Source organism: Microbacterium sp. Beta, from assembly GCF_005502545.1.
Lineage (GTDB): Bacteria > Actinomycetota > Actinomycetes > Actinomycetales > Microbacteriaceae > Microbacterium > Microbacterium oxydans.
In genome coordinates this window covers 50785-76773 of record NZ_SCOG01000012.1, presented here as the reverse complement: position 1 = coordinate 76773, position 25989 = coordinate 50785, and the positions used below count along the sequence as shown (strand labels likewise).

General features: G+C 68.5%; 24 protein-coding genes. 7 read left to right on the top strand and 17 right to left on the bottom strand.

The features are described from left to right. Position 1: 1 nt before the first annotated feature. Positions 2–1714 carry an MDR family MFS transporter gene (locus FFS56_RS12885; protein WP_082108600.1) on the bottom strand — a complete coding sequence of 571 codons (1713 nt, stop codon included), beginning with the start codon at positions 1712–1714 and terminating at the stop codon, positions 2–4. A gap of 135 nt (positions 1715–1849) precedes the next feature. On the opposite strand from FFS56_RS12885, the gene FFS56_RS12880 reads away from it, so the two are divergent. After that, the gene (locus FFS56_RS12880; RefSeq protein ID WP_233437330.1) at positions 1850–2740 is read left to right on the top strand and encodes an alpha/beta fold hydrolase; all 891 of its coding nucleotides are present in this window, start codon (positions 1850–1852) and stop codon (positions 2738–2740) included. 25 nt (positions 2741–2765) lie between these two features. On the opposite strand, the gene FFS56_RS12875 is transcribed toward FFS56_RS12880, so the two are convergent. Next, a complete protein-coding gene (locus tag FFS56_RS12875; RefSeq protein ID WP_046747649.1) occupies positions 2766–3536 on the bottom strand; it encodes a glycosyltransferase family 2 protein in 771 nt (256 codons plus the stop codon). 85 nt (positions 3537–3621) lie between these two features. On the opposite strand from FFS56_RS12875, the gene FFS56_RS12870 reads away from it, so the two are divergent. Next, positions 3622–4236: an HAD-IA family hydrolase gene (locus FFS56_RS12870; protein WP_127012661.1), complete on the top strand. Its 615-nt coding sequence runs from the start codon at positions 3622–3624 to the stop codon at positions 4234–4236. A gap of 21 nt (positions 4237–4257) precedes the next feature. On the opposite strand, the gene FFS56_RS12865 is transcribed toward FFS56_RS12870, so the two are convergent. The 5 genes from FFS56_RS12865 to FFS56_RS12850 form a co-directional block, all read right to left on the bottom strand. Then, a complete protein-coding gene (locus FFS56_RS12865; RefSeq protein ID WP_127012662.1) occupies positions 4258–4725 on the bottom strand; it encodes an acetyltransferase in 468 nt (155 codons plus the stop codon). Between the two features lie 91 nt (positions 4726–4816). Continuing rightward, positions 4817–5326, bottom strand: coding sequence for a hypothetical protein (locus tag FFS56_RS12860; protein WP_338068256.1), 510 nt, complete (start codon positions 5324–5326; stop codon positions 4817–4819). Next, entirely contained in the window at positions 5323–5505 is a 183-nt protein-coding gene (locus tag FFS56_RS20980) for a hypothetical protein (protein WP_338068257.1), read from the bottom strand. The genes FFS56_RS12860 and FFS56_RS20980 overlap by 4 nt, the downstream gene beginning before the upstream one ends. Positions 5506–5693: 188 nt before the next feature. Beyond that, a complete protein-coding gene (gene aspS, locus FFS56_RS12855; RefSeq protein WP_127012663.1) occupies positions 5694–6995 on the bottom strand; it encodes an aspartate--tRNA(Asn) ligase in 1302 nt (433 codons plus the stop codon). A 77-nt stretch (positions 6996–7072) separates the two neighbouring features. Beyond that, positions 7073–8092: a DMT family transporter gene (locus FFS56_RS12850; protein ID WP_233437331.1), complete on the bottom strand. Its 1020-nt coding sequence runs from the start codon at positions 8090–8092 to the stop codon at positions 7073–7075. 46 nt (positions 8093–8138) lie between these two features. Between FFS56_RS12850 and FFS56_RS12845 the strand changes: the two genes are divergently transcribed. Beyond that, positions 8139–8738 carry a TetR/AcrR family transcriptional regulator gene (locus FFS56_RS12845; RefSeq protein ID WP_127012664.1) on the top strand — a complete coding sequence of 200 codons (600 nt, stop codon included), beginning with the start codon at positions 8139–8141 and terminating at the stop codon, positions 8736–8738. Between the two features lie 10 nt (positions 8739–8748). Here FFS56_RS12845 and FFS56_RS12840 read toward each other — a convergent pair whose 3' ends face one another. Further along, on the bottom strand, positions 8749–10104 hold the full coding sequence (locus FFS56_RS12840) for an MFS transporter (RefSeq protein ID WP_164734117.1): 1356 nt from the start codon (positions 10102–10104) through the stop codon (positions 8749–8751). A 99-nt stretch (positions 10105–10203) separates the two neighbouring features. On the opposite strand from FFS56_RS12840, the gene FFS56_RS12835 reads away from it, so the two are divergent. After that, entirely contained in the window at positions 10204–10569 is a 366-nt protein-coding gene (locus FFS56_RS12835; protein ID WP_046747643.1) for a helix-turn-helix domain-containing protein, read from the top strand. A 28-nt stretch (positions 10570–10597) separates the two neighbouring features. Here the strand turns inward: FFS56_RS12835 and FFS56_RS12830 are convergent, their stop codons facing one another. Continuing rightward, complete coding sequence (locus tag FFS56_RS12830) at positions 10598–11449, bottom strand: hypothetical protein (protein WP_127012666.1); 852 nt, start codon at positions 11447–11449, stop codon at positions 10598–10600. Positions 11450–11476: 27 nt separating this feature from the next. After that, positions 11477–11857: a hypothetical protein gene (locus tag FFS56_RS12825; RefSeq protein WP_046747641.1), complete on the bottom strand. Its 381-nt coding sequence runs from the start codon at positions 11855–11857 to the stop codon at positions 11477–11479. A gap of 125 nt (positions 11858–11982) precedes the next feature. Between FFS56_RS12825 and FFS56_RS12820 the strand changes: the two genes are divergently transcribed. The 3 genes from FFS56_RS12820 to FFS56_RS12810 are packed head-to-tail and all read left to right on the top strand — an operon-like array spanning position 11983 to position 15307. Continuing rightward, positions 11983–12648 (top strand): response regulator transcription factor, encoded by a 666-nt coding sequence (locus tag FFS56_RS12820; RefSeq protein WP_127012667.1) that lies wholly within the window; start codon positions 11983–11985, stop codon positions 12646–12648. Next, a complete protein-coding gene (locus tag FFS56_RS12815; RefSeq protein ID WP_052748685.1) occupies positions 12645–14030 on the top strand; it encodes a HAMP domain-containing sensor histidine kinase in 1386 nt (461 codons plus the stop codon). The genes FFS56_RS12820 and FFS56_RS12815 overlap by 4 nt, the downstream gene beginning before the upstream one ends. A gap of 59 nt (positions 14031–14089) precedes the next feature. Next, the gene (locus FFS56_RS12810; RefSeq protein WP_127012668.1) at positions 14090–15307 is read left to right on the top strand and encodes an LCP family protein; all 1218 of its coding nucleotides are present in this window, start codon (positions 14090–14092) and stop codon (positions 15305–15307) included. A 15-nt stretch (positions 15308–15322) separates the two neighbouring features. Here FFS56_RS12810 and FFS56_RS12805 read toward each other — a convergent pair whose 3' ends face one another. The 7 genes from FFS56_RS12805 to FFS56_RS12775 form a co-directional block, all read right to left on the bottom strand. Beyond that, positions 15323–16621: an MFS transporter gene (locus FFS56_RS12805; protein ID WP_127012669.1), complete on the bottom strand. Its 1299-nt coding sequence runs from the start codon at positions 16619–16621 to the stop codon at positions 15323–15325. Positions 16622–16758: 137 nt separating this feature from the next. Continuing rightward, a complete protein-coding gene (locus FFS56_RS12800) occupies positions 16759–20877 on the bottom strand; it encodes a PQQ-dependent sugar dehydrogenase (RefSeq protein WP_249352982.1) in 4119 nt (1372 codons plus the stop codon). A 261-nt stretch (positions 20878–21138) separates the two neighbouring features. Further along, the gene (locus FFS56_RS12795; RefSeq protein WP_046747639.1) at positions 21139–21891 is read right to left on the bottom strand and encodes an ABC transporter ATP-binding protein; all 753 of its coding nucleotides are present in this window, start codon (positions 21889–21891) and stop codon (positions 21139–21141) included. Next, the gene (locus FFS56_RS12790) at positions 21881–22660 is read right to left on the bottom strand and encodes an ABC transporter ATP-binding protein (RefSeq protein WP_046747638.1); all 780 of its coding nucleotides are present in this window, start codon (positions 22658–22660) and stop codon (positions 21881–21883) included. The genes FFS56_RS12795 and FFS56_RS12790 overlap by 11 nt, the downstream gene beginning before the upstream one ends. After that, positions 22657–23772: a branched-chain amino acid ABC transporter permease gene (locus FFS56_RS12785; RefSeq protein ID WP_231589676.1), complete on the bottom strand. Its 1116-nt coding sequence runs from the start codon at positions 23770–23772 to the stop codon at positions 22657–22659. The genes FFS56_RS12790 and FFS56_RS12785 overlap by 4 nt, the downstream gene beginning before the upstream one ends. Beyond that, complete coding sequence (locus FFS56_RS12780) at positions 23756–24640, bottom strand: branched-chain amino acid ABC transporter permease (protein WP_046747637.1); 885 nt, start codon at positions 24638–24640, stop codon at positions 23756–23758. The genes FFS56_RS12785 and FFS56_RS12780 overlap by 17 nt, the downstream gene beginning before the upstream one ends. A gap of 7 nt (positions 24641–24647) precedes the next feature. Next, positions 24648–25883, bottom strand: a complete 1236-nt coding sequence (locus FFS56_RS12775; protein WP_058630709.1) for an amino acid ABC transporter substrate-binding protein — start codon at positions 25881–25883, stop codon at positions 24648–24650. Positions 25884–25989 lie beyond the last annotated feature (106 nt).

The following is a 25989-nucleotide window of genomic DNA, read 5'->3' as shown; positions in this document are numbered from 1 at the left end:
CTCAGCGCTCCTGGTCCCGATCTTCGCGCTCGAGCACGCGTACCGACCCGGTGGTGGGGGACGCCGACTCCGCGCCGTCGATCCGGATGGATCCGGTGGCGAGTGACGCGCCGACCTCGGCCTCGGAGACCTCGATCACCGATTCCTCGGCCTGCTCGAGCATCTGCTCCGCGGCGTTCTTCGTCGACAGCGGCTTGTTCTTGATGAACGCGATCGCGATGATGGCGATCACGGCGAGCGGAATCGCGATGATGAACGCATCCGCGATGCCGTGCCCGTAGGCACCCTCGACCATCGCGCGGATGGTGTCGGGCAGCTGGCCTACCTTCGGCACGTCTCCGGAGGCGAGGTGCTTGAGCGCCTCGATCTCGGCAGGTGTCGTCGGCACGAAACCGTCGAGCGCATCGGTGATGTAGTTCGCGACGCTCGTGGACAGCAGCGACCCCATCACGGTGACGCCGATCGTGCCGGCGATCGTGCGGAAGAAGTTCACGTTCGACGACGCAGCGCCCAGCTGCTGCGGCGCAGTGTCGTTCTGCACGATCAGCGTGAGGTTCTGCATGACCATGCCGAGTCCGGCACCGAGCACGAACATGTAGACGGCGACGAGCGGGAACGGCGTGTCGTAGCGCAGGGTGGCCATCAGGCTGACGCCGATGGTGGCGAGGACCGAGCCCGTGAGCATCCAGCCCTTCCACTTGCCGAAACGGCTGACGAGCTGTCCGATGATGATCGACGCGCCCATCTGGCCGATGATCATCGGGATGGTCATGAGGCCGGACTCGGTGGGCGTGGCACCGCGGGCGAGCTGGAAGTACTGCGCGAGGAACACCGAGGTGGCGAACATCGAGACGCCGATCGCGATCGAGGCGATGACCGACAGGGTGAAGGTGCGGTTGCGGAACAGCGACATCGGCACGATCGGTTCCTTGACGAAGAACTCGACCGTGATGAACGCCGCGATCGCGACCGCCGCGGTGACGATGAGCATGATGCTCGTCGAGGAGTCCCAGTCGAACTGGTTGCCGCCCATGGAGACCCAGATGAGCAGGGTCGAGACGCCGACGGCGAGCAGCACGATGCCGAAGTAGTCGATCGACACCTTGGTGTCACGCTGCGGCTTCGGCAGGTGCAGCGTGAACTGCAGCAGCACGAGGGCGAGGATCGCGAACGGCACGCCGACGAAGAAGTTGGAGCGCCAGCCCCACACGTCGGTGAGGAGTCCGCCGAGCAGCGGGCCGCCGATCGTGCCGAGGGCCATGATGCCGCCGACGACGCCCATGTACTTGCCGCGCTCGCGCGGGGAGATGATGAGCGCGACGGCGATCATCACGAGCGACATGAGGCCGCCCACGCCGATGCCCTGGATGACGCGAACGGCGATGAGCATGTTCGTGTCGGTCGAGAATCCGGCGATCACGGTGCCGACCGTGAAGAGGATGAGGGAGATCTGGACGAGCACCTTGCGGTCCACAAGGTCGGCCAGCTTGCCCCAGATCGGGGTCGAGACGGCGGTGGCGAGAAGGCTCGCGGTGATGACCCAGGTGTACTGGGACTGGGTGCCGCCGAGGTCGGCGATGATGACGGGCATCGAGGTCGACACGACCGTGCCGGAGAGCACGGCGACGAACATGCCGACGACGAGGCCGGAGATCGCGGTGAAGACCTCGCGAGCCGAGCGTGTCTCGGAAGCGGGGATGGGGGTCTGTGTCACGGGGTAACGCTCCTGCGCAGAAAGTTGATCGAGGTCAACCATACGCCTTTAGTTGCCAAAGTGCAACTAAAGGCGTATGCGACGCTGCGGCGAGCGCACCTCCCCCTCGAACACGCCGGGGAGTACCTTGTGAGCGTGTCGACGGATTCGAGGAGTGGGCGGGCGCTCGGTGCCCCGGCAGACCTCGACGCGGTCATCGGCGACGTCGATTGGACGGTGCCGCCCGCTGGCTCGCGGCGGTCCTGGTTCTCTGCGCCGAGCGGAGAACTGTCGGTGATCTCCCTCGGCGACCCCGCGAATCCGCGCGTGGTGCTGGTGCCGGGAGCGACGGGATCGAAGGAGGACTTCGCCCTGATGCTCCCCCTGCTGGCAGAGGCGGGGTACTTCGTGCAGTCGTTCGACCTGGCGGGGCAGTACGAGTCGCACGCCGCCGGTGCGAATGCGAGGTACACCTATGAGCTGTTCACGGGCGATCTGATCGCCTTCCTCGAGGCAGGGACTCGAGCGCACCTGTTGGGGTACTCCTTCGCCGGCACGATCGCCCAGGTCGTCGCCGTCCGCCGTCCTGACCTCGTCCGATCCCTCACCCTGCTCACCACTCCCCCCGGTTCCGGCAACGTGTTCGCGAGCATGAAGTGGCTGGGGCCGCTGGCGCCCATCGCGAGTCCTCGGCGCGGCGCTGGACTCATGATCTGGGGGATCGTGACGAACAAGAACCGCGTCCCGCCGCGGCGACTCGAGTTCGTGCGCTCACGGTTCGCCCTGACGAGCCGTCGCAGTGTCGACGAGATCGTGGGACTCATGATGGTCGCGCCCGACCTGCGCGACCGCGTGCGGGCGCTGCCCGTGCCCAAGCTCGTCGTCGCGGGCTCGCACGACCTGTGGCCCCTGGCCGCGCATGAACGGTACGCGCACGACATCGACGCGGAGTTCCGCGCGTATGCGACGGGGCACAGCCCGAGCGAGACGACACCGCATCAGCTCACCGCCGACCTGATCGATCTGTACTCCCGCGCGCGCGACTGACTCGCCGCACGCGTCACCGCCCGCTTCACCGGCCGACGGACGATCCACCCGATCGGTCGACCTCGCGACGCGCCTGCCGTCGAAGGCGCAATGACTCCGGCGACAGATGCAGGCGCACGGTGGGCACGACGTAGCTCAACCGCCGCCGGAGCGACGCCCAATCCTGGAACGGTCGGGCCGACACCTCGACGACGAGGTCACGGTCCCGCAGCACCGTCATCTCCGGCCGCACGTGGAACGACAGATCGAAATCATCGTGGATGTTGGTCTCCTCGCGGTGCACCTCGGCGCTCAGCGTGCGCCAGACCGCGGCGCGCATCGCCATGTTCGACCCGTAGAGCGGCGCATGCCCGAGGACGGGCGCCATGGTCGCGTACATGCCGCCGATGTAGAGGTGCTCCCCCATCCAGTGCACGAGCCGCGTCGATCCGTAGAAGCGCGGGTCGCCGGTGAGGAAGTCGACGTCCGGGCGCTCACGGAAAGTCCGCTCGATACGCTCCACCCAGTCAGGGTGGGGGCGGGAGTCGGCGTCGAGCCTCGCGATGATGTCGCCCGTGGCTGCGTCATAACCGGCCGCCGATGCTCGGGGTATCCCCGGGATCGGCTCGCTCACCACCCGCGCGCCGAACCTCTCGGCCACGTCGACCGTGTCATCGCTGCTGCCGTTGTCGACGATGACGATCTCGTCGGCGTGCCGGGTCTGCCGCGCGAGAGCGGCGAGGCACACCTCGAGCAGCCGGGCGTCGTCGCGCACGGGGATGACCACCGAGACGGAGCGCGGGAACACGGACACCATCGTTCTCCTCCCCCTGGACCGGCGGTTTCCAGACACAGTCTCCTCTGTGGACGGCCGAGCGCGGCGATTGAGCGAGGATGGTCGGATGATCCGTATCGTCCTGTTCGACCTCGATGGCGTGATCCGGCACTTCGACGCCAGGAACACGGCGATGATCGAGCGCCGCTACGATCTCGCCCCCGGAGACATCGAGCGCATCGCCTTCGCCCGCCCGCTGATCGACGAGGTCACGACCGGCCGCATCACGAGAGCCGAGTGGGTGCGCCGTATCGGCGCGCGGGTCGGGACGGCTGCTGCCGAAGAGTGGAGCGCGCAGCCCGCGGCGATCGACGACGGCGTCCTGGAGCTGATCGACGACGTCCTGGAGACAGGAGTCCGCACCGCCGTACTCACCAACGGCACGGACACGATCCCGGCCGAGATCGCGGCCCACGGCATCGCCTCCCGGTTCGACGCGGTCTTCAACTCCGCCGAGATCGGATACGCGAAGCCCGACACCCGGGCGTTCCGTCACGTGCTCGACGCGCTCGACGTGAAGGCGGCCGAGGTCTTCTTCACCGACGATTCGGCGTCGAAGCTCGTCGGAGCGCAGCACCTTTCCATCAACACCCATCACTTCGCCGGAGTCGACGATCTGCGCGCACACCTCGCCAGGGCGGGCGTGGACGTCGCGGCGAACGGAGGCAGAGTTCGCAGCTGAGGGGTTCGGAGCGGAGTGCCCCTACGCGTCGGGCGAAGACCGGTCGGCGCTGAGACGCAGGTGCAGCAGCGGATACAGTCGACCCGCCTCGTCCGTCTCGCTGCGGCCGACGACCTCGAACCCGCGGTGGACATAGAACCCGGCGGCCGAGACGTTCTGTTCGTTGACGTCGACCGCCGTGACGCCCCGTTCCTCGATCGCGTGGGCGAGGAGTACCGTGCCGATCCCACCGCCGCGTGCGGCCGCATCGACGAACAGCATCTCGAGTTTCCCGTCGAGCACGCCGAAGAATCCCACCGGTCGACCTTCGCGCTCCGCCACCGAGAGGGCGACCGCGGGGAAGTAGTCCGAAGCGAGTCTGGCCTCGATCGCGTTCCGATCCGCTTCCGCGAGGAAGTCGTGCGTGGCGTCGACGGCGCTCCGCCAGATCGCGACGAGCGCTGGGTACTCCTCCGGCCCGAGCGACGGTCGAACGGTGAGATCGGTCATGCGAGTTCCTTCCGGGACGACATCGGTACATCCTTCCAGAGCACGCAGCGACCCTGTGTCGCTTGTCGCCGAGCCCTCGCCTGCTGCCCCGTCAGTACACGGTCCCCATCGCCGCACGCACCTCGTCGAGGGTGACGTCCGCGATCGCACGGGCGTGCTCGTTGCCGCGCTGCAGAACGGAGCGCACGAGGTCCCCGTCCACCGCGAGTTCTCGCCGTCGGGCCCGCAGAGGCGCCAGGAAGTCGTTCACCACCGTCGCGGTCAGCGCCTTCAGCTCGCCGCTGCCACCGTCTCCGACGGCAGCGGCCAGCTCCTCGGGCACGGCGCCCAGGCACAGAGCGGCCGTCGACAGCAGCGCCGAGACGCCGGGCCGACGCTCCGGGTCGAACGTGATCCGCCGATCCTGATCCGTCCGCGTGCGTCGGATCACGGCGACCGTCTCATCCGCGGTCATCGACAGGGCGATCGCGTTCCCGTAGCTCTTCGACATCTTGCGACCGTCGAGGCCGGGGACCTCGGGCGTCGCGGTGATCAACGCTTCCGGGATCGGGAAGATCGCCCCGTAGCGTTCGTTGAACCTCCGGGCGATCACCCGCGTCATCTCGTCTCGACCCCGGCATCCTGCAGCCGCACCCGCTCCCGGATCGTGCCGAAGTAGTGCCCGAGGTGCAGTGCCCCGGTCGGGCGCTCCCCCGTGAGCACACGGAACCTCTCCGGATGCCGGGCCACGACGTCGGCGACCTCCGTCGAACGGTGTGCGGTCGCGGTGAACGAATCCATCTGTCTCTCCCTGAATCGGGAGCCGCACGGAGTTCACGGGTGCTGTTCACGAACTGCCGTGCAGCCCATGAACATACGTCAACCGGCTGCTATCGCAGCCACCACCATGCAGAGCGGTTGATCGTCATGGAACAGATGCTATCGCGCACCGCGACCACGAGTTCACGGAGCGAGCCCCCGGTGACCGCTCAGGGCGTGAGCCGGTGCAGGTCGCGCGGGAACAGCGTCACCTCCCGGATGTTCGACGCCTCGATGAGCCGCGACACCCAGCGCTCCAGCCCGATCGCGAAGCCGCCGTGCGGGGGCATGCCGTGCGCGAACGCGGAGAGGTAGGAGGCGTAGGCATCGGGCGACTCACCGCGCGCCTCGATGGCGGCGACGTAGTCGGAGTGCCGGTGCAGTCGCTGTCCGCCGGTGACGAGTTCGAGCCCACGGAAGATCAGGTCGAAGCTGTTGCTCCAGCGCGGGTCGTCGGTCTGGGGGTGCGTGTAGAACGGGCGTTTGCGCATCGGGTACCCCTCGACGGCGAGCACGTCGCTGCCGTACCGCTCCCGCGCCCACTCCCCCAGCGCGCGCTCGTGCGCCGGCGCGAGGTCGGGCTCGTCTTCCGGGGCGCCGACCCGTCGAAGCGCGTCCTGGAAGTGGATCACCGGGATCTCGTCGGGGATCGCGGGGAGCGCGATGTCGAGGCGCTCGACGGCGTCGCCGCTCTCGGTGCGGATGCCGTCGATCATGCCGAGGAGGACCCGGTGCAGCAGCGCGAGCACATCGCGGTGGTCGCGGATGAAGCCGAGCTCGGCGTCGAGCGACACGTACTCGGCGAGATGTCTCACCGTGTCGTGCGGCTCCGCACGGAACACCGGGCCTGTCTCGTAGACGCGCTCGAAGACGCCGACGAGTTGCTGCTTGAAGAACTGCGGGCTCTGCGCGAGGTACGCGGTCGAGCCGAAGTAGTCGACCGGGAACACGTTCGCCCCCGACTCCGTCACGGAGTCGACGAGCTTCGGCGTCTGGATCTCGGTGAATCCCTCGGCGTCGAGCGTGCGACGGAATCCGCGCAGGCTCGCCGCGGCGAGCTCCCACTTCGCCCGCTGCGCAGGGTGGCGCCAGGTGACGGCGGCATGGTCGAGCACGGTCGGCAGCGCCGCGTCGAGCGTGGGACGCCAGAGCTCGACGACCGGCGTGCGCGCAGGTTCGGAGAGCAGGGTGATCTCCGGCGCCGTCACCTCGATCCCGCCGGGGGCATGGGCGTTCGCGGTGGCCGTGCCTTCGATGCGCACGACCGTCTCCTCACCGGGCAGACCATCCACCGGCAGCTGTTCGGGTCGGAACACGATCTGCGCGAGCCCCGTGCGGTCGCGCAGGATCAGGAACGACACGGTGGCGAGTTCCCTGCGCCGATGAACGTGACCCAGGAGCGTGATCCGGGCGCCATCGGGCATGGTGGAGAGTTCCGTGGCGAGCGTGCGGGCGGGGTCGGATGGCGACATGATTCCTCCAGGTGGCGAAAGCCCTGGAGGTGCGGGCGGGGGCTAGATCGCGGTGCCACCACACCTTCGCCGATCGCTCATCGGCCTCTCGTCGATACGCCGGACGCGCGGGAGCCGCTCGCCCCGAGAGGCCGAGGGTCGTCACTCCTCGCAGCTGCCGCCGCCAGCGTAGCATCGGGCTCCGGCTCGCTCACCTCGCTCCCGCCTCGCGTCTCGCTCACCAGCACGGCCGCGACACCCGCCGCGCAGAGTCCGAATCCGAGGAGGGTGACGCCGGTGAGCGGCTCGCCGAGGAGGAGCGCCCCCGCTGCCGCGGTGGTCGGTGCGACGAGGAACAGCAGCGCGTTGAGCGCTGTGATGCCCACCCGGCGGAGCAGCCACCAGTACAGCCCGTACGCGGCGAGCGTCGGAGAGGCGGCCGCGAACCCTGCTGCCAGCCAGAACGATACCGACGCCGGAGGAACGAGAGCCCCGGACACCGCGGCGATCGGCACGAGCGCCACGGTCGTCACCGTCACGTGGATGGCCAGGGTCAGGAGGGTTCCGGTGCGCGGAGCCGAGCGCCGTTGCAGGAAGGTGCCGACGATCAGGCACGCCATCGCGAGAGCGGGCCAGACGTAAGCGGCGGGATGCGCCTCTGAATCGTCGAGCTGCGACCGCACCACCAGCAGGACACCGCCGGCTCCGACCACGAGTCCGAGCCACTGCGCACCGCGCACACGCAACCCGAGCAGCGGCCCGACGAGGACCGCGACGATGAGCGGCTGCACCGCATCGATCAGCGCGGTCGTTCCGGTCGCGACCCCCGCGGCGATCGCCGCGTAGACCGACACGCAGTACCCGAACTGCGCGAACAGGCCGATGAGCGCCTGCCGCCCGAGATCCGCCCGGCTCACGCCTCGCGCTGCCCCTGTGGCGGCGACGGCCACGAGCAGGACCACGGCCAGCGGCACGAATCGCCAGACGAGCAGTGTCAGGGGAGAGACGGCGTCGACGGCGATCGCGGGCACGAGGAATCCGGAGCTCCAGGTCACCACGAACGCCGCGGCCGCCAGAACCGTCACCATGCCGTGAAGTAGACCGATCTGTTTACTCATCTGTGTGACTATACAGGTCGGTTTACTCACCGGCTATAGTGGAGGCATGGCCGTCCCGGTACCCGAACTCGCCCCGCTCACGCCGGGCGCCACACGCGTGCTCGACGCGGCGTCCCGGCTCTTCTACGAGCGCGGCATCCACGCCGTCGGCGTCGACACGATCGCAGAGGCGGCCGGGGTCACGAAGAAGACGCTCTACGACCGCTTCGGGTCGAAGGAGGCCCTGGTCGTCTCCTACCTGCAGCACCGCGACGCCCTGTGGCGCGCCCACGTCGCACGACACCTGGAATCCGTCTCCGGACCCGGGGTCGAGCGGGTGCTCGCCGTATTCGACGCGGCGATCACCTGGTCCGACGAGTACAGCCCGAAAGGGTGCAGCGCCATCAACGCGCGGGCGGAGATCGGCGACGGCCACGACGGTCACCCGGTCTTCCCCGAGGTGTCGCGCCAGAAGGTGTGGCTGCTCGACCTCTTCCTCGAGCTGTGCCGCGAGGCCGGGGTCACCGAACCCGAGCTGATGTCGAAGGCGATGATGCTGCTCTACGAGGGCGCGATCGTTACGGTCGGCATGGAGACGTTCAGCGAGCCGTTCGTCGTCGCACGGCGACTCGCGCGCTCGACCCTGGTGGAGCAGGATCGAGGCTGACCCGCCCCCCTCAGCTGTTCGACGGGCGAGGAACCCTGCGACGCAGGAGCGGCACGACGGCGGACGCCACCACGACGATCGCGGCGGCGAGCGCAGCCGTGCCGAAACCGCCCGTCGCTACGACGGCGATCGTTCCGAGCACCGCGATGCCGAGACCTCCACCGAGGGCGAAGCCGACCTCCTGGATCGCTCCGACCTGTCCGGCGTCGTCTTCGACGGTGACGTCGAACAGCGCCGTCGCGGCGAGCGTCGCGCCGATGCCGAACCCCAGACCGACGAGCACCAGCGGAGCAGCCACGACCTCGGGGTCGGTGAACAGCCACAGCATCCCGACCGCCTGCAGCAGGAGCGCACCCACGGTCAGGGTCTCGGTCCGCAGCCAGCGGAGCGCGATCGGGGCGATCACCCCGCCGATGGCGATCGCGGCGGCCTGCGGCAGGATCGCGAGGCCGGCCTCCGCCGCGGTCCAACCCCTCGTGTCCTGCAGATGCAGGCTGACGAGCAGGACGGACGCCGAGGACACCCCGCTGGCGACGAGGATGCGGGTGATCGCGGGGCTGAAGCCGGGGATCGCGAACAGGCGCATGTCGATGAGCGGTTCGGGCAGTCGGCGCTGGCGCAGGATGAAGTACACGAGGCTGCCGACAGCGACCACCGCAGCGATCACCGCCGGCACGGGGGCGGCGAGCGCCTCATGCAGTGCGAAGGCGAGTGCGCCGAGGGCCACGATCGACGTGACGATGCTCGGGAGATCCCACGACGGCGTCCGCGAGCTGCGGGAGTCGGGCACCAGCCACACGGCCAGCACTCCGGCGAGCGCCGCCAGCGGGACGCTCCCCAGCAGCAGCCAGCGCCACCCTGGACCCTCCGCCAGGAGTCCGCCGAGAACGGGACCGAGCGCGCTGCCCACTCCGAAGGTCGCGGTCCACAGCCCATAGGCGAGCACCCGCTCCCTGGCGTGATACTTGGCCCCGATCGTGGCGACCACCCCGGCGACGACGAACGCCTCGGCCACACCGAGGAGCGCCCGGATCACGATGAGCAGCAGACCGCTCTGCGCGAATCCGCCCACCGCGTTGAGCACGGCGAATCCGCCGAGACCGATCAGCACGATCCGTTTGCGCCCGAAGGCGTCGCCGATCCGCGCAGCGAGGATGAGGGTGGCGGCGAGGGAGAGTGCATAGACGTCGGCCAGCCAGAGCCCCTCGGTGTCGCTGAGTGCCAGCTCGCCGCGGATGGCCGGGAGCGCCGTGGAGACGCTGCTGATGGCGAGGGCGCCGATGAGTATTCCGAGGAGCAGGGGCACCATCGCGAACCAGAGGCGGAGGGTCGAACGCGACGGGGACTGAGTGGGCGTGGAAGTCACGTGCTCAGTCTGTAAAGTACAGACAGAAGCTGCAAGTACTGTCATTTCTGTCACGTACTGACACTTCGGATACCGAGAAGGACGACAGAGGAGCGTGCGATGCGGGAGAAGACCGAGCGGATCGTGCGCGAGTGGTCGGAGTCATGCGATGCGGAAGTGTCCATCGCTGTGCTCGGCGGCGCCTGGAAACCGAGCATCCTCACGCTGCTGGGCGAGCACGAGGTGCTGCGGTTCGGGGAACTCGGCCGCCTGTTGGAGAACCCGACAGCCCGCGTGCTCACCCGACAGCTGCGCGAGCTGGAGGAAGACGGCCTCATCACCCGCACCGTCTACCGGCAGGTGCCGCCGAAGGTCGAGTACCGCCTCAGCGAGCTGGGCACGAGCGCGACGCCCCTGCTCGTCGAGTTGACGCGGTGGGGCACGCAGTACGCCGAGCAGCAGCGCGCTGCGACGACCGTCTCCTGAGCCCGCGGTGTGAGTTCGCGGGGGCCGGTCACTCGCTGTCGAGGAAAACCCCGACGCGATCGGCCTCGTACACGAACTGCAGCGCCGTCCCGTCGGGGAAGCGCTCGGTCAGCTCCTTGGGCATGTTGGTGTCGAACGGCACCTCGACGGTCGCGGGGAACGCGCCGACGGCGCACCCCGTGTACATGGGCCCGTCGTAGGTCCAGCCGTTGGACGAGTCGAAGTCGTCCTTGTCCGGCACCTGATCCGCTCTGGCCACCGTGAGGCAGTCCGAGCCGACCGAACCGTTGTAGTAACCGCCTGAGCTCTCCACGATGACCAACCCGTAGAAGTCGAACACCGCGGAGCTCGGACCCACCCCCATCCATCCGGCCGGGATCACCACGTCGGAGGTCGCGTCGAGCGTGGCGATCTGCGGAGCGCCAGCGGAGGAGGCGACGGGGGTGACCTTCACCAGGGCGAACGTGACGGCAGCCGACATCGCTGCCGCCGCGACGATCGCGACCACCCACAGGATCCTCGTCGTGCGCACCGAGAACCACGCCGCCAGACGCTCGGCGGGTTCCGCCGTCGGCGGGGCCGCATCGGCGTCGTCGGCCGAGGTGTCGAAGACGCCGAGCGCATCGTCTTCCGCGTCCTCGGGCTGTCGCCTCGACCGTCTGGTGCGGATCACCGGTTCCGCAGCGCGCATCGGCTCCGAGTCGATGGTCTCCATCGCCGGTGCGGGCGGGACGACGTCCTCGGCCACGGGCCTCGGCTGTCTCCGTGCCTCCAACTGCTGGAGCCGTCGGAGTGCGGCGGGATCGTCCTCGATGTCCGGCGTCGGACCATAGGCGCGGGCCCGGAGGGCGCGAAGCTCTTCATCAGCCGCAGTGCTCATCTCCGGCATCGTCTCACACGGCGGAGCTCAGCCGCAGAACGCCGAGGCTGAGTCCTTGAGCTGTTCGATCGCTTCGACCGTCTCCGGAGCCTGCAGGTCTGTCATGCCGCCGATCTGCGTGGCGCCGGAGCGGATCAGATCGCCCAGCTGTCCGTCGACGTTCGCCGCGATCCCCTCGAGCGAGGCGACGAGGTCGTCGCGTGCGGCGTCGGCCTGCTCGGCCGAGACCGCGCCCTGATCGAGCAGCGCCTGGTACTGCCCGTAGGCATCGTCGATCGTGGTGCAGGTCGCCTGCACGTCGATCCCGACGGCGTCGCCCGCCATCTGCGTGACCTGCGAGCAGCCGGCGAGCGCCCCGGCACCGAGTCCGGCAGCGAGGACGAGAGGAAGGACCACGATTCGGCGCATGGCACGAGGGTAGCCGCTCGACCTGACGAGCCCCTGCGACCCGCCTCGGCGCCCCTGCTCGGAGCAGATGCACGGGCGCCGCCGTCTATCATCGCAAGCGCGCGGTGTCCGGGAGGTGGGGTGGGATGAAGGTCATGCTCGTGGACGACGACGCGGAGATCCGTCTCGGTTTCACCACCGCGCTGCGACGTCGCGGTCACACCGTCGAGACCGCCGAGGACGTCGCCTCCGCACGCCTGCTCGCGGAACGCACGACCCCCGACGTCGCGATCATCGACGTCATGCTCCCCGACGGCGACGGGTTCTCGCTGTGCCGGGAGATCCGGGCGCGCTGGGGCTTCCCCACCGTGATGCTGACCGCCCGTGACGAGGATGCCGACGTCGTCGTCGGTCTCGACGCGGGAGCGGACGATTACATCGCCAAGCCGGTCAGCGTGGCCGTGCTCGAGGCGCGTCTTCGGACGGTTCTGCGTCGCAGCTCCCGGCTCAGCGCGGAGCCGCTGCGGGTCGGATCCCTCGAGCTGCACGAGGACTCGGCGGAAGCTCTGGCGGGGGGCGAGGCCCTGCCGCTGAGCGCGACCGAGTTCCGCCTGCTGCATGAGCTGGCGCTGAACGACGGGCACACCCTCAGCCGTTCGCGCCTGATCGACGCCGTCTGGGCGCAGTCACCGCCCGACACCTCCCGCGTCGTCGACACCGCCATCCAGCGGCTGCGTGCGAAGCTGACCGCTGCGAACGTCGCGACTCCGCAGCTGGAGACCGTGCGCGGGATCGGATACCGGCTGCGATGACGGCCCGTCGCCGGCTCACGCTCCGCACCGCCATCGCCCTCGCCCTCATCGGCAGCACGGTCGCCGTCTCCGTCCTCGTCACCGGCGTCGTCGTCTTCACCGCGGGCAGGATCGTCTACGAGTCCAGGCAGCAGGGTCTGCTCGACGAGTTCTCGACGACGGCGGATGCCCTGTTCACGTCCATCTCCACGGTGTCTCCCGAAGACACGTGGAGCTACTACGCCGAGATCCTCCCCGGCGAGACGGTCATCATCGACCTCGGCAGTGGCCGCAGCGCGGGCGAGCTCCGACCGGATCAGGTGCCGGACGCCCTGCGCATCGACGACAGCCGCCGCTCCGGCGAGGTGACCTCGCTGATGACCACGCTCGACGACCGAGAGGTGTTCTTCGTCTCCGTCGTCCGCGACGACCTCCCCCAGGACCCGAGCGGCCGCCTCGCCGTGGTCACCGCGTACTCGATGCAGCCGCAGCAGGAGCAGGTGCGGGAGCTGGTCGTCTCCGGGGTGCTCCTCAGCGCGGGCGTCGTGGTCCTCGTCGTCCTGCTCGAGCGCCTGCTGGGCGGTGCGCTGACGCGTCCGCTCCGCCGCCTCGTCGACACGGCGCGGGCCGTGGGCTCCGGCGAGGGCCCTCCGGCGTGGAAGGCGTCGTTCGACGACGTCGACCGTGTGGCCGACGCACTCCGCCTCTCTTCGGAACGCCTGGGCGACACCATCGGGCGGCTTCGACAGCGCGAGGCGGAGTCGAGGCAGCTCGTGAGCGACGTCGCCCACGAGCTGCGCACCCCCCTCACCTCGATGATGGCGGTCGACGAGATGCTCGACGACGACGAGCAGACGACGGCCGAGGAGCGAGCGGTCGCCACAGCGGTCGTGCGCACGGGGACGCGCCGGCTGCACACCCTGATCGAGCACCTGCTCGAGCTCTCCCGCCTCGACGCCGGAGTCGCACGCGTGCACCGCACGACCGTGGTGCTGCACGACCTGCTCGCCGATGTGGTCGACACGACGGGAGTCGACGTCGACGAGCTGTCGGTCGCGCCGAGCCTGCGACTGCGTACCGATGCGGCACGACTGCACACCGTGGTGGCCAATCTGCTCACGAACGCCTCCCGCCACGGGCGCCCGCCGGTCGTCATCCGCGTGCGGGAGGACGGTGACGTGCTGCACATCGACGTCGGCGACCACGGGCCCGGCATCGCCGGCGCCGACAGCGAGCGGGTGTTCGACCGGTTCGTCACGACGGATCGGTCGCGCTCGGACGGCGCCGGGACCGGACTCGGACTCGCGATCGCTCGTGACAACGCCCGCCTCCTCGGCGGTGATCTCGCGCTGCTGTCCGGATCCCCGGGCGCGACCTTCCGGGTGACCGTTCCTCGGCTGTGACACTCGTGTGACATTCGTGCTCGACACTGGCTGCTCGCCGATGCCGAGAGGTCTTCCCCATGAGTCTTCCCCCGCTTCCTGCTCCGAGCCGACGGCGCCGGAGGCGCCTCCGGCGCTTCCTCACCCTGGCCGCCGTCGCGGTCCTGGTCATCGGCGGGGGCACGGTGGCCGTCGCGGCGCTCCGGCTGTCCCAGAACGTCACCACGGTCGAACTGCACCCCGCCCGTACGGATGAGCCTCCCGTCGTGGCGGATTTCGACGGCGCATTCGATGTGCTGCTCGTCGGCTCGGACGGCCGCGCGGGGCAGGGAGCCCAGTACGGAGAGGGCGGAGACGTCGAAGGCAGCCGGAACGACGTCACCCTGCTGCTGCACGTGAACGACGCTCACGACGCGGCGACCGTGATCTCCTTCCCCCGCGACCTGCTCGTCGACATGCCCTCCTGCAGCGATCCCGACACCGGGAAGACGTGGGCTGCGGGGCACCGGGTGCAGTTCAACGAGTCGCTCTCCCGCGGCGGGCTGGGCTGCGTCGCCTCGACGGTCACGGCCCTCACCGGTATCGATCTCGCGTACGCGGCGGAGATCAGCTTCACGGGGGTGATCGATGCCTCGAACGCCGTCGGCGGCGTGCCGATCTGCTTCGCCGGCCCCGTCCACGATCGCCACTCCGGACTGGAGATCCCCGAGGCCGGGACCTACGACCTCAGCGGCGAGCAGGCCCTGGCGCTTCTGCGTTCGCGCTACGGCATCGGGGACGGGAGCGATCTGGCTCGCATCTCGACCCAGCAGGTGTTCCTCTCCTCGCTCGTGCGGACGCTCCGTGACCAGTCGACCCTGACCGACCCGGTGAAGCTGTACGGCATCGCCGACGCGGCGACCAGGAACATGACGCTGTCGACCCCGCTCGCCGACCTCGGCACGCTCGCCTCGATGGCGAAGGTCTTCAGCGACCTACCGCTCGAGAACATCGCGTTCGTGTCGTACCCTCACCTTCCCGCGGGTGACCGCGTCGTCCCCGACGAGCAGTCGGCCGCCGCGCTGATGGAGCGGGTGATCTCCGGTGAGACGGTGAGCATCAGCTCCGACCACACCGGCCGTGGCAGCGAGCTCGCCGCGCCGGCCACCCCGCCGTCCGACGACTCCGAGGGCGCGGAGACGACGCCACCCGATACGACACAGCCCGATACGACACGGCCCGATGCGAACACCCTGCCGTCGAACGTCGACGGGCAGAGCGCGGCCCAGGACACCTGCGTGCGTCCGAACGCCGGATAGCGGCGCCGCGACAGGTCAGTGGTCGCGTGCGGGCGGATCGAGCGGAACGCGGGAGTTCAGGATGAGCAGCGCGACGCCCCCGACGGCGGAGATCGCGGCGGGGATCCAGAACAGCTGGGGAAGGCCGAGCCACAGCGAGCCGATGCTTCCCACGAAGCCTCCGACGGCGGCGTTGATCGCATAGGAGCTCATGAAGACGCTCGTGGCCATGCCGACGCGGGTGGGGACGAGGCGTTGGGCCACGGTGATGCCCAGCACTCCGAAGGTGGCGATCACTCCTGCCATCAGCACCTGCCCCACGATGAGCGGGACGATGTGCGGCGTGATCTGGCCCGCCGCGGCATAGGAGATGTGCGCGGCGACCGCCATCAGCGCACCTGCCGTGAGCACGCGGGCGAGGCCGAAGCGTGTCGCGAGTCGTGCGGCGAACGGCATGAGGAGGAGCTCGACGAGGGGCTGGAAGCCGATGATCGCCCCGCGCACGCCGGCGTCGACGCGCAGCTCGCCGTCCATGTACAGCGGCAGGTAGGCGAGCTTCACGGTCTCACCGCACATGATGAGCACGTAGATCGCGGTGAAGACCAGGAGGGGCAACATGGAGCGCGGGTGCGGAACGGGCGGCTCGGTGGGCGAGGAGACGGCCTGGCCTGGCTCACGGATCGGCGTGGACAGCGCCCGCCGTGCCGCGGCCGAGTCGGACTTCACACCGATGAGGGGCACGAGCGAGAGCAGCACGCAGAAGCCGGTCACGAGCAGCAGGGGACGCAGACCGATGACAGCGCCAAGGACGGCGCCGATGACCGGCCCGACGATCCACCCGAACGCCATGGCCATCCGCATCACGGCGACGACCTCGTTGTCGGCGGGCGTCGGCCTTCGGTTGAGCTCGTCCCGCACCGCGGCCTGCAACTGCGCCGCCCCCGCTCCGGCTGTGCTCAGCAGCAGCATGTTGATGGCGAACGGCATCCACGCCTGCATGGCGACCGCCATCAGGACCCATCCGAGGAACCCCGCGATGGCGGAGAGCCGGAAGACCAGCAGTCGCGAGCCGGCGCGGTCGGACAGTGAGCCCACGAGGTATCCGGCGATCGGCGCGGTGAGGTTGGTCAGGAAGTAGAGGCCGGCCTGAGCCGTGGACAGATGCAGCTCTCCCACGAGGAACAGCGTGATCTGCGGGACGGTGACGGAGATCCCGATACCGGAGATGACCAGGCTGACGAAGACTCCGCGCAGGAGCCGGGAGCGGAGGATGTAGCGAGACGCGGACAGCGGTCTGCTCGACGATTCCGCGGTCTCCGAAAGCCGAGATGCCACGCAGAACCATCCTCGTGTGCCGTGCGAAAGGGGGGAACGGCCATGCTATCGAGGACGGGGCGCGTGGAGACTCGAGCCGGCGGTGCCGGCTCGAGTCTCCACTGCTGCTGTCCGGACTGCCGCTGTCCGGACCCCCGCTATCCGGCTGTGGCCGTCAGCGTGAACGGGACGGTCGCAGCGTTTCCCGCGACGTCGTACACGACCAGGGTGTTCGCCCCGGCGACGGCTCCGAAGGCTCCAGGCTTCACGAAGTTGAGGTCGGACCAGACGTTGTCCGTCAGATCCTTCGCCACCCCGTTGAGGGTCAGTCGATCCACCTTGCCCGCGTCGTGGAGCTTGTACGACACCAGACTGTGGGCGCCGTCGGCCCCGACGGTGAACTGTCCGCCGTCCTTGACCGTGACCGTGGGGGCGGTGACATCGAGCGTGAAGTTCACGGTGGCCGTGTTGCCGGCCACGTCGTACACAACGAGCGTGTTGGACCCTTCCACTGCGCCGAACGCCCCTGGCACCACCGAGTTCAGGTCGGACCAGACATCGTTCGTCAGATCCTTCTCGACGCCGTTGAGCGTCAGCCGATCGATCTTGCCGGCATCCTGGAGCTTGAACGACACCTTGCTGTAGACGCCGTCACGTCCGACCGTGAAGTCGGGCCCGCTCTTGACGGTCGCGACGGGTGCGGTGGTGTCCTCGGCAGCGGCCGTGACCGAGAGGTCGCGAAGACGCCCGAAGTTGTCGAACGAGCCGAAGCCCACCCGCCCCTCGGGGAAGGTCTTGTCGTTCGCGGTCATCAGCGGGGTGTCGAGCCCGTCGACGTAGACGGCGATGTCGCCGCTGTCGGCACAACGGAGCACGCGCACGTCGTGCCACTCCTCGTCGGTGACCGCCGGCGGTGCACCGACAGCGCCGTCCCACTGGTCGTCGATCCGCTCCCGGTCGGCCTTGTCCACCTTGAAGATGCCGTTGTGCGGGTAGATCGAGTTGTCCTGCGAGAGGTGCGCGTAGTAGTACTCCGTGTCCGACTTCCACCCGAAGACGATGATGACGTCGCGGTTGTTGACCGATGCCTTCTCGTCCAGCCGCACCTGCCCGGTGAGGTCGAACGAGCCGAGCTCTTCACCCTGCGTGAGCACGGCGTACTCGAACGGTCGGCGGATCCCGTCGTTCGGGTTGGTTCCCGCCTCGGTGAGCACGACCTCGTCACCGGGGAAACTCCACTTCGCCGGAGTCCGCGGCGCCCAGTCGTCCTTCGCCATCACATCGGTGAGGGTCTCCCCGTCCGGAGTGCACGCGGGCGGGGCCGGCGGCACGACGGGCGGCACCGCGTACAGCGCGTACTGCGCGGCAACCTGTTCCGGCGTCGGCACCGTGTCGAGCAGCATGATGTCATCCATCCGTCCGTTGAACGGGTTGGCCTCCTTCGTGTTCTGCGGGAAGCTCCCGCCGATCTTGATGCCGGCCGGCGCGGTGTCTGACGTGGACCCCTCTCCCCACGGATTCGCCGCGGTGTACTTCCCCGCGAGTTCCTCGCCGTTCATGAACAGCTTCATCTCACCCGCGGCGAAGTCGAAGGTCGCGGCGAGATGCACCCACTGCCCCTTCTTGAGGATCTCGTTCCAGGGCAGGTCAGCCGCGAACGTCCAGGAGCCGGCACCGTCGACGCGGCGCCCGAGTGCCACGAGCTTGAGTTCGCCGTCGACGGTGATGACCTCGAGCAGCGCCCGCACGGCATGTCCGTCGGAGGTGCCGGTGAGCACACCCGCGAGGCCGATGGCGTTGTACACGTCGTCGGGATTCGCGGTCCCCGAGTTCAGGGCAGGGTGGTCACCGGTCGGCTTGAACCAGCCCATGACGGACGCCTTGTCGGTATCGGCGAATCGGTCGAGCGACTCCACACCCTTCGCGTCGTAGATGCCCGCCTTCCAGTCGTCGTTCGAGGCGGTGCGCGGACTCATCTGCTGCGTCTGCAGCGCGTCGCCCGCACCCGGGTAGGCGCGATCCGCGACCCGCATCTCCACTCCGCCGTTGATCAGCGAGATGGGGGTGCCGGAGCGTCCCTGGTCGAGCTCGACCGTCGGCTTCGCGTCATCCGGGTGATCGAAGTCGTGATGCGTGACGAGGTTCGGCGCGAGCGCCGGGAGGACGAACGGGTTGGCCGGCTCATCGACCGAACGCGCACCCGTCACCTTCCAGATCTTGCCGTTCGCCTTGGACACCAGGTAGAGCTCGCCGTCGGCATCGGAGCCGAACCGCAGGTCGACGCGCTTGTCGCCCACCAGCTCCTGGAACGTGGTCTCCACGCCGTCGGCGAAGACTCGCAGCTCCTCGATCGTGGCGAGGTCGGCGATGTCGCCGTCATTGCGCACCATCTCCGCGGCGTCCGTGGAGAGCACCCAGCCGCGCACCAGATCGGTGAAGAGGTATCGCCCCTGCAGCTCGGGGATCTCGCCGCGGTAGACGAACCCGCCGTTCACGGCCACTCCCGCGTCACCGGTCTGACCGGGGTCGCGGTTGTGGTCGTAGGCGGCCACCGGATAGGTGAAGCCGTTCTCGGCGTCGTCCTCCGGCAGCGGGAAGATCTGTCGGTTCTCCGCCAGGAAGGAGCCTTCGCGCACCGACCAGCCGAAGTTGTCTCCCGGCTCGACGGCATAGACCGACTCGACCTGCCATTCGCCGATGTGCGCGAGGTACATGGTGTGGTCACCCTCGGGGTCCCAGCTGATGCGGTGCGGGTCGCGCATGCCGACGGCGTAGATCTCGGGAAGAGCACCGGCCTCGTCGACGAACGGGTTGTCCCCCGGCACGCCGTACTCGCCGTTCTCGCTGTCGTCGCCTGTCGGATTCACGCGCAGGATCTTCCCCTGCGGCGTCGCCAGGTCCTGCGGGTTGCCGTTGCCCACACCGTTGCCGCCGTCGCCGACGAGGATGTACAGGTTGCCGTAGTCGGCGTCGCCCGCGGACACGGTCGGGTTGAACGCGATCTGCTGCACGGTGTGCACGCGTCCGGCGAAGGGGATCCGCATCACCTCGCGGTGCGTTCCCGAGAAGGTCTCAGCGGAGGGATCGCTCGCCTTCCATTCGGTGATCACACTGTGGAATGCCGTGGTGCCGAAGGCCGGGAAGTCGGGAGTGTCTTCGGTCAGCGCCGTGCCGCCCTCGGTGTGAACGGTGTAGAACAGCCCGTTCTCGGCGAAGTCGGGGTGGAACTCGGCGGATCCGAGACCCGTTCCGAGCCCCGCGCTGTTGTGGAAGTTGTCGATGAACTCGTTGCGGACGTTGAGGTACGGCACGTACTCGCCCGATTCCTTGGCGACCAGGTAGAGGATGTCGTTGTTGTCGGGGACCATCAGCCGACCGGAGTCGTCCGGCACCTCATCGAGGTGCGTGATGCGGTTGTGGCGCACCAGGCGCTGATCCTGCGTGGCCGGCGTCGTCTGCGACTTCGGCAGCTGCGCGAGCTCGGTCACCTCGATGCCGAGATCGGCGAGTGCGGGGTCGGGAAGCGGGTTGAGCAGCGGCTCGCTCGCCGTGTCGCCGGGCGCGCAGTCGCCGGGGTTGCCCGTCGCGATCGCGAGGTTCTCCCCGGTGTTGTCGACCGCGACGTCGTCGAGGAGCAGGCGCCCGGTGCTCGTGGCGCCGTTCTTCCAGAAGAACCGGTCGAGCGCGCCGTTCACGGCCTGCCGGAAGCCGAACTGCTGCTCTGTCCCCTCCGGGAGGCGGGTCTGCTCCTCGTACGCGCCACCCTGGCTGTACACGGTGACCTTGTCGGTCGCGTTGTCGGCGACGATCCACACGCACTGCCAGGCGTCCTTCGACCACACGCCGGCGGGCTTGAAGGCGCCGCCGTCGCGCACGCGCAGCACGTCGTCGTTCTGGTTGTTCACGTAGGCCCGACTGTTCGCGTAGTCGTTCGGCGCATCCACGTCGGTGAGCCCGAACGAGGTGTCGACGCTGCCGGTGCGGAGGAACCGGAAGAACAGTGTGCCGGTGTCTCCCTCCGCGATGGCGGGAATGGCGCGATACGACTGCTGCCCTCCCCCGACGGACTCGACGACCTGGTTGTTGCCGTTCAGCGGATCGGCGATCACGCGCGGGGCCGCCGACGCCGCCCATCCGTCCTGACCGTTCAGCGCCACGCGCTCGTACGTCTCGAAATCGATCAGCTCGGTGAAAGGCTCCGCTGCGGCAGCGGGCGTCGCGGTCAGCAGGGCTCCGACGACGGCCGCTGCAGCGACCAGCGCACCTGTTCGTCGCACCCCGAAGGATCGAGGGGGTGGTGCCGCCGACCGGGTGCTCGAGCTTGCGGGTCGCATGATTCGTTCGTGCATCAGAAACCTCTCAACGTCGTCGTCGTGCGGTGTCGTGCCGATGGTTCGTGCCCCTTCCCCGGGGCGGCACTGCAGCGGGGAAGACGTGAAGCGGTACTGCAGCTCAGGGCGGAAGCGCTCTCGCAAGCGCTTCCGCCGAATGGACGAGAGAGGCGGAAGGAGGCAGCGACTGCCTCCTTCCGCCGAGGATCAGCCCGCGTCGGCGACCGAAGGTTTGCCGCCGAGATACAGTGCGGCCAGGGTCGGGTCGGCGAGCAGCTCGGACGCGGGGCCCGAGATGTGCACCCGGCCGAGGTCGAGGACGCACCCGATGTCAGCGGTCTCGAGGGCCCGCCGCGCATTCTGCTCCACGAGCAGCACGGCGGTCCCTGCATCGCGCATCCGCACGATCTGCTCGAACACCTTCTCGGTCGTCTTCGGGTCGAGCCCCATCGACGGCTCATCGAGCAGAACCACCTTGGGGCTGACCATGAGCGACCGCGCGAACTCCACCTGCTTCTGCTGACCGCCGGACAGGAGGCCCGCGAGCTGCTTCCACCGCTCCCCCACGATGGGGAAGAGGTTCTGCACGAACTCGACGCGCTCCTGGATGACCTTCTGGTCCTTCAGGGTGAAGGCACCCAGCATCACGTTCTCGCCGACCGTCATCTCGCGGAAGACGCTGTGCCCCTGCAAGACGTGCGCGAGTCCGTGACGCAGCATCGACTGCGGCCCCTCGCCCGTGATGTCCCGGCCGTCGACGGTGATGTGTCCGGATCGGGGCTTGAGCATGCCGCTGGCCACCTTGAGCACGGTCGATTTGCCGGCGCCGTTCGGGCCGACCAGGCACACCACCGATCCCGGTGGCACTTCGACCGTGAGACCCCTGAGCACGAGAGCGGCACGTCCGTAGCCCGCCTCGATGTCACGCAGCTCGAGCAGGTTCTTCGTTTCAGACTCCAAGGTAGGCCTCCAGGACTCGCGGGTCTTGCTGGATGATCTCCGGCGTTCCCTCGGCGATCTGGCGACCGCGGTCGAACACCACGACGTGATCGCACAGGCTCATGACCATCTCCATGTTGTGCTCGACGATGATGAACGTCTTGCCCTCGTCGTTGAGCTCGCGCACCAGGGTGGCGATGCGTCCGATGAGGGCGGGGTTCACACCTCCTGCCGGCTCGTCGAGCATGATCGTGTCGGGTTCGCCCATGAGCACGCCGGCCAGTTCGAGCAGCTTCTGCTGGCCGTAGCTGAGGTTGCGCGCCTCGGCGTGCTCGAGGTGGTCGATGCCGACGCGCCGCAGCCAACCGCGCGCCCGCTCCAGCTCATCGGGGTCGTGGGCCGAGCGCAGCTGCTGACGGATGCTCGTGCTGCGCACGGCAACGAGCAGGTTCTCCATCACCGTCATGCGGGGGAACACCCGGCACAGCTGGAAGCTGCGTCCGATGCCCGCGCGTGCGATGCGGTCGGGTGACTTGCGCGTGATCGCCTGTCCTCGATAGCGCACTTCTCCGGAGTCCGGCTTGATCATGCCGGTCACGCAGTTGAAGAAGGTGGTCTTCCCGGAGCCGTTCGGCCCGATCAGTCCGTTGACCTTGCCCTCCTGGAACGTGACCGTGGCGCCGTCGACCGCTGTGACGCCGCCGAACGACTTCGTCATCGCGACGGTGCTGAGGCTCTCGAGCGTGGCTGTGGGCTGAGCGGCTGTGTGCTGAGCCGTGGGGGCATTCATGACGACGTCTCCTTCGTCGAGGCATCCGCTGTTCGCGTCCTGTTCTGCTCCAGCAGCTCGCCGGCGGTCACCTCACGGATCGACGCGGCGCTCGACGACCGGGTGAAGAGGCCCTTCACCGCCGGGATGATGCCGTCCGGCATGAAGAGCACGACGATGCCGAGCAGGATGCCCGTCGCGATCAGGTGGAACTGCGTGTCGCCGAACTCGAGCTTGAAGTACTCCAGCGCGATGCCGACGACGACCGCTCCGAGCAGGGGACCGAAGAGGTTCCGCACCCCGCCGAGCAGCGCCATCAGCACCATGTACGAGCCGATCAGGATCGAGAACTGGAAGATCGGATCCAGGTCGCCGAACCAGAGGGCGTAGAGTCCGCCGCCGAGCGAGACGAACAGGGCCGACAGCACGTAGGCGATCAGCTTGTACCTCGTCGTCGGCACGCCCAGCGCCTGGGCTTTGTCCTCGTCTTCGCGGATGGACTTCAGCGCCGTGCCGAACTTCGACCGGTCGATGATCCACCACGCCACGAGGGCCACCGCGAGGAGGCCGGCGAACAGATAGTAGAAGATGCGGTGGTGCTCCGGCCGCAGCACGTCGAACGGACGCGGGACGTTCAGTCCCTCCGATCCGCCGGTCACATCCCGCCAGCTCTGGAACACCAGGAGCATGATCAGCACGAAGGCGATCGAGACGATCACGAACGAGGCTCCGCGCACGCGGAGGGCCGCGATGCCGATCGGGATCGCGATGACCGCCACGAGGACCGCGGCCAGGATCCAGGCCAGGAATCCCGGGAGGTCGAGGTACTTGATCAGCAGCCCGGTGCCATAGGCTCCGAGCCCGAAGTAGGCGGCGTGGCCGAGGGAGATGTACCCCGTGAAGCCGCCCATGAAGTTCCACCCGGTCGACAGCACGGCGTAGTTGAGGATCACCACGCCCGCCGACAGGATGTAGGGGTTCGGGGCGATGGTGGGGAACGAGAGGACGAGCGCCGCCCCCACGATCAGGAGGACGATGTTCACCCACTTCGTGGAGGTCCTGCGGACCGGGGCGGGTGGAGCGATCACGACCGTCTCGGTGGCGATCGGCTCTCGGCTAGAAACGCTGGGCAAGACGACCTCCGAAGAAACCTTGCGGACGGAACATGAGCGTGGCGAACAGGGCGACGTAGAAGATCGTCTGCGCCCACGTCGGCCCCAGCGGGAGCTGGAGCAGGCTCTGCGCGACCCCGAGCACGAGGGCGGCGATGGCGGCACCGGGGATGCTGCCGAGGCCGCCGACGACGATGATCGCCATGAGCGGGCCGATCCAGTGCCAGTGCAGCGAGGGGTAGATCGTGGCGTCGAGCGAGAGCGCGGTGCCCCCGATCGCCGCCGTCGCGAGTCCGAGCCCGAATCCGTAGCCGGCGACGCGGTCGGTGTTGATGCCGACCAGCCGTGCAGCCTCGGGGTGCTGGATCGTCGCCCGCAGCGCCTGGCCGAACTTGGTGTACTTGAGCAGCACGAACAGGAGGGCGAGGGCCACGGCCGCGAGACCGAAGGCGATGAGCTTGACCACCGGAACCTGCGCGCCGAAGACCTCGAGGCTCGCGCTCGCGTACGGCAGCGGGATGCGGCGTTGGGTGCCGGAGAAGAAGAACCCGAGCGCTCCCTCGATGATGAGCGCCACCGCGAAGGTGAGCAGCACCGACATCATGGTCAGGGTCAGGGGCTTGAGCCTCGACACCAGCAGACGCTGCATCACGACGCCGGTCACGAAGAACAGCGGCACGGTGACCACGAGCGACACCAGCGGATCGATGCCCGTCTCCCGGTTGAACCACCAGGCGAGGTAGGCGGCCAGGATGAGGAAGGCCGAGTGCGCGATCATGACGACGCGCATGATCCCGAAGTACAGCGTGAGCCCGGCCGCCAGGAGGGCGTAGAGCCCTCCCAGCAGGATGCCGAGGATCAGGCTTTGCAGCAGCAGTGCTCCACTCACGCGCAGATCACCACGTCGGCTTCGGGTACAGGAAGTCGGCTTCCTTGACGTCCTCGGGGAGGACGATCAGGATCTCGCCGTCGATCCACTGCTGGATGAGGTGGGCGCCGGTGGGCTTGCCCGTCTCGTCCCAGCTGAGGGGACCGACGACCGTCTCGACCTCGTTGTCGCGCAACCAGTCGATGAGCTTCTGCTGGCAGTCGCCCTGCTCGGCGCAGCCCACGGCCTCCACCGCCGCCGCGACGACCTGACCGGTCGTATAGGCGTTCGCCTCATCCTCGGATGGCGGGTTGCCGTGCATCTCGGTGTACTTCTCGACGAACTCGACGTTGCTCGGGAACTGCGACTTCGGCGAGTAGCCGGTCGGCGCCAGGATCCCCTCGGTCGCGCCGCCGATCGCCGACGCGAACTCCGGGTTGGTGGGAGCGGTGGAGAACGCGGCGAGCTCGGGCTGATAGTTCAGCTGCTGCAGCGCGATGATCAGGTTGACCGCGTCCTGGTACTGCGTCCCGCCGATCACGATGTCGGCGTTCGACTGCGCGATCTTCGCGGCGATCGTGGAGAAGTCGGTGGTGTTGGGCGGGTAGACCTCGTTCACGAGGATCTCGACGCCCGCATCCTCGAGCTTGTCGCGCAGGCCATAGGCAGTGCCCTGCGCGAAGGGGTCGTCCATCGCCGCGACGGCCGCGGTCTCGGGACGCTGGTCCTCGGGAAGGGCCAGCAGGTACTCGGCGAGGTTGTTGTAGTGGTCGTTCGCGATCGCGGGGGCGGCGTAGAAGAGGTTGTCGAAGCCCTGCTCGAAGACCTCCTCCGCGGCACCGGCCGGCTCGACGAACAACATGCCGTACTCCTGCGCGACGCGGGCGGAGGGGACGACGAGACGAGTGGAGAACGGGCCGAACACGAGGTCGACGCCGTCCTGCGCGATCAGCGACTCGTAGTCGGAGACGACCCGGTCGGCGTTGGACTGGTCGTCGAGGATCTTCAGCTCGACCTGCCGCCCGAGCAGTCCGCCGTTCTCGTTGACGATGTCGCGCCAGGCTTCGTACCCGCGCTCGACGCCCTTCCCCGGCTCCGAGAAGTCTCCGGTGAGGGGAAGCGAAATGCCGATGACGATGGGATCATCGGCGCCACCTCCCCCACCCTGGTCGCCGGTTCCGGAACAGGCCGTAACCGTGAGCGCGGCGATCGAGAGCGTTCCGATCGCCGCAGCGATCCGTCGACCGTGTCTGGGTGCAGTCATCCGAGTCTCCTACGTCATCGTAGCGAAAGCGCTTTCGTAAGCGCTTCCGCCACTATAGTGGGACGGAAGAACGAAGAGCAACCTACAGCGCAATCAGCGTCGATCT